The following is a 4,044-nucleotide window of genomic DNA, read 5'->3' on the forward strand; positions in this document are numbered from 1 at the left end:
GCTGGAAGCGTATTCTTGAGATATTGGCCGACAGCCGCCCAACCAAGTCTGCCACCTCCAAGTATTAGATTTTCTAATTTGCACGACGTCGATTTCTCATAAAAGTAGTTGATGTCAAGTCTTGATTCGTTTTGGGATTTGGCGGCCCGTTGGGGGCGCGGTTAAAGAGATACATCGACAAAAGTCTTTACTGGGGTAGATGACTTTGTCGCAGATAGGGTGAAAGAATTGTCAAATATCGAGGATAAGACCGTTATCGAGCTGACCGCCGATATTGTCTCGGCCTATGTAGGCAACAATCCGCTTCCGGCTTCCGGCCTGCCTGACCTGATTGCCAGCGTCAGCGCCTCGGTCCGAAAGCTGGCTGGTGCGGCCGTCGTGGAAAGCCCGAGCCTTGTTCCGGCCGTAAATCCGAAAAAGTCGGTGTTTCCCGACTACATCATCTGCCTGGAGGACGGAAAGAAGTTCAAGTCGCTCAAGCGACACCTCAGGACGGACTACGGTTTGAGCCCGGATGACTATCGGGCCAAATGGGGCTTGCCGCCGGACTATCCGATGGTCGCGCCGAATTACTCGGCGACCCGGTCGGCGCTGGCGAAATCGACGGGACTTGGCCGCAAGCCGGTCGCTGCGCCGGCGGTCGTGGCCAAGGTGACAAAGCGTGGCAAGGCCACTGCCTGAGGCCTTTCTGGCCGGTATCGCAGGTCACTGATCGCCTGCTCTGGCGGCGCATTGTGCGCGCCGTTTCCAGGCCTTGTGCGGCCAACTGGCCCGCAAGGTCTTGCGAAGCGTTGATGTCCAGTGCAAAAGCGCGGCCATGCTTATCATCAATGACCTTTCACTCCGCATGGCGGGGCGCTTGCTTCTCGACCACGCCTCGCTCACCTTGCCGGCCGGCACCAAGGCCGGTCTCGTCGGCCGCAACGGCACCGGCAAGACGACGCTGTTCAAGGCCATAACAGGCGATTTTCCCTCCGAGACAGGCTCGATCAGCCTGCCGAAGAATACGCGCATCGGCCAGGTGGCGCAGGAAGCGCCTGGAACCGAGGACCCGCTGATCGAGATCGTGCTCAAGGCCGATCTCGAACGCACGGCGCTGCTCGAAGAGGAAAAGACGGCGACCGATCCGCACCGCATCGCAGACATCCACATGCGGCTGGCCGACATCGATGCTCATTCGGCCGAGTCGCGCGCGGCCACCATCCTCGCCGGCCTCGGCTTCGACGACGCCGCGCAGCGGCGTCCGGCCTCGTCCTTCTCCGGCGGCTGGCGTATGCGCGTGGCGTTGGCCGCCGTACTGTTTTCCGAGCCGGATCTCCTGCTGCTCGACGAGCCGACCAATTATCTCGACCTCGAAGGCACGCTGTGGCTGGAAAACTACGTCTCAAAGTATCCGCACACCGTGCTCCTGATTTCGCACGATCGCGATCTGCTCAACCGCGCCGTCAACTCGATCGTTCATCTCGACCAGAAGAAGCTGACCTTCTGGCGCGGCGGTTACGACCAGTTCGAGCGCCAGTACACCGAGCAGAAGGAGTTGCAGGAAAAGGGCCGGGTCAAGCAGGAAGCCGCCCGCAAGCATATGGAATCCTTCGTCGAGCGGTTTCGCGCAAAGGCCTCCAAGGCAAGACAGGCGCAGTCGCGCATCAAGGCGTTGGAAAAGATGAAGCCGATCTCGGCCATCGTCAACGACACGGTGCGGCCGTTCTCTTTCCCCGAACCTGTGAAGACGGTGGCCTCGCCGATCGTTGCGCTGAACAACGTCAATGTCGGTTATACCGAGGGCCAGCCGATCCTGAAGAAGATGACGCTGCGCATCGACGCCGACGACCGCATCGCGCTGCTCGGCGCCAACGGCAACGGCAAGTCGACCTTCGCCAAATTGCTGTCGGGTCGCCTGAAGCAGGAAACCGGCACCATGACGGTGGCGCCCGGGCTGAAGGTGGCGATCTTCGCCCAGCACCAGCTCGACGATCTGCGCCCCGAGGAGAATGCCTATGAGCATGTCCGCCGGCTGATGCCGGAGGCGCCGGAATCCAAGGTGCGCGGCCGCGTCGCCCAGTTCGGTCTCACCACCGAGAAGATGAACACGCCCGCCAAGGATCTGTCCGGTGGCGAGAAGGCGCGCCTTCTGATGGGCCTGTCGGCCTTCGAGGGTCCGAACCTGTTCATCCTCGACGAGCCGACCAACCACCTCGACATCGACAGCCGCGAATCGCTGATCCATGCGCTGAATGAATTTCCCGGCGCCGTCATCCTGATCTCGCACGACCGCCATCTGCTCGAGGCGACGGCTGACCGGCTGTGGCTGGTCAAGGATGGTGCGGTCAATCCCTATGACGGCGACCTCGAGGACTACAAGACGCTGGTGACCGGCGTCTCCGGCGACCGCCGCGGCAAGCGCGAGGCCGACAAGGCATCAAAAGCCGATCGCCGCCGCGACGCGGCAGCACGCCGCGCCGCCTTCGAGCCGCTGGCCAAGGAAATCCGCGCCACCGAGGCGCTGATGGACCGTATCCGCAAGCGCATCGACGGTATCGAGGACGAACTGTCCGACCCGGCGGTCTACGAGAAGGATCCGTCGACTGCGACCAGGCTCGCCAAGGAACGCTCGCAGCTTGCCCAGACGCTGGCCGGCCATGAGGAAAAATGGCTGACCATGTCGGCGGAATATGAGGAAGGGACGGCGGAGTAGAGCTAATCTCCCCCCTCGTGGGGGAGATTGGCTAATCATCTGGCCCTACACGCCACCGTCAAAACCCGCTAGACAAATGGCATGAACCAGCACGCGAAGCTCCGCATTGGCCATTCGGCCTGTCCGCATGATTGCCCGTCGACCTGCGCGCTTGAGGTCGAACTGCTTGACGGCAACCGCATCGGCCGCGTCCATGGCGCCAAGTCCAATACCTATACGGCCGGGGTCGTCTGCGCCAAGGTCGCCCGCTATGCCGACCGCGTCCATCATCCCGACCGTTTGCTGAAGCCGCTGGTGCGCAAGGGCGCCAAGGGCGGGGGCGTCTGGCAGGAGGCAAGCTGGGAAGCCGCACTCGACCTCGTTGCCGAGAATTTCATCGCGGCCGAGGAGAAGTACGGATCGGAGACGGTCTGGCCTTACTATTACGCAGGCACGATGGGGCTGGTGCAGCGCGACGGCATCGACCGGCTGCGGCATGTGAAGAAGTACTCGGGCTTCTTCGGCTCGATCTGCACCAATCTCGCCTGGACCGGCTGGATGATGGGGGCGGGCGCCTTGCGCGGTCCCGATCCGCGAGAAATGGCCAAATCCGATTGCGTCGTGATCTGGGGCACCAATGCGGTGGTCACGCAGGTCAATGTCATGACCCACGCCATCAAGGCGCGCAAGGAACGCGGCGCGAAAATCGTCGTCATCGACGTCTATGAAAACGCCACCATGAAACAGGCCGACATGGGCCTGGTGCTGAAGCCCGGCACCGACGGCGCGCTGGCTTGTGCTGTCATGCATGTCCTGTTCAGAGAAAGCCTGGCCGACCGCGCCTATCTCGAAAGATACACCGACGACCCTCTGGGCCTTGAAGCGCATCTGCGCACCCGCACGCCGGAGTGGGCGGCTGATATCACCGGTTTGACGGTCGCCGAGATCGAGGCCTTCGCCCGGCTCGTCGGCACGACGAAAAAGACTTATTTCCGGCTCGGCTACGGCTTTGCGCGCCAGCGCAACGGCGCGGTCAACATGCATGCGGCGTCATGCATCGCCGCGGTCACCGGCGCCTGGCAGTATGAGGGCGGCGGCGCCTTCCATTCCAATTCCGGCATCTTCAAGCTCAATCAGGATGTGCTGGAAGGCTCAAGAATGCGCGATCCCTCGATCCGCTATCTCGATCACTCGCGCATCGGCCCGGTGCTGACCGGCGCCAGCGACGCGCTCTACGGCGGACCGCCGGTGACGGCCATGCTCATCCAGAACACCAATCCGGTGAATGTCGCGCCCGAGCAGCGGCTGGTGAAGCAGGGATTTTTGCGCGACGATTTGTTCACCTGCGTGCACGAGCAGTTCATGACCGA

3 protein-coding genes are annotated in these 4,044 nt (G+C 62.3%); all 3 read left to right on the plus strand.

Annotation, left to right across the window (positions count from 1 at the left end; translation table 11 throughout):
* The first annotated feature begins 228 nt into the window (after positions 1-228).
* Positions 229-681 (plus strand): MucR family transcriptional regulator, encoded by a 453-nt coding sequence (locus EOA36_RS29600; RefSeq protein WP_127280517.1) that lies wholly within the window; start codon positions 229-231, stop codon positions 679-681.
* Positions 682-817: 136 nt separating this feature from the next.
* Positions 818-2,695, plus strand: a complete 1,878-nt coding sequence (locus EOA36_RS29605) for an ABC-F family ATP-binding cassette domain-containing protein (protein WP_127280518.1) — start codon at positions 818-820, stop codon at positions 2,693-2,695.
* A gap of 81 nt (positions 2,696-2,776) precedes the next feature.
* On the plus strand, positions 2,777-4,044 hold a 1,268-nt coding region (locus EOA36_RS29610; RefSeq protein WP_145969371.1), incomplete at its 3' end, for a molybdopterin-dependent oxidoreductase.

The sequence above is a fragment of the Mesorhizobium sp. M8A.F.Ca.ET.021.01.1.1 genome (assembly GCF_003998025.1).
GTDB lineage: Bacteria > Pseudomonadota > Alphaproteobacteria > Rhizobiales > Rhizobiaceae > Mesorhizobium.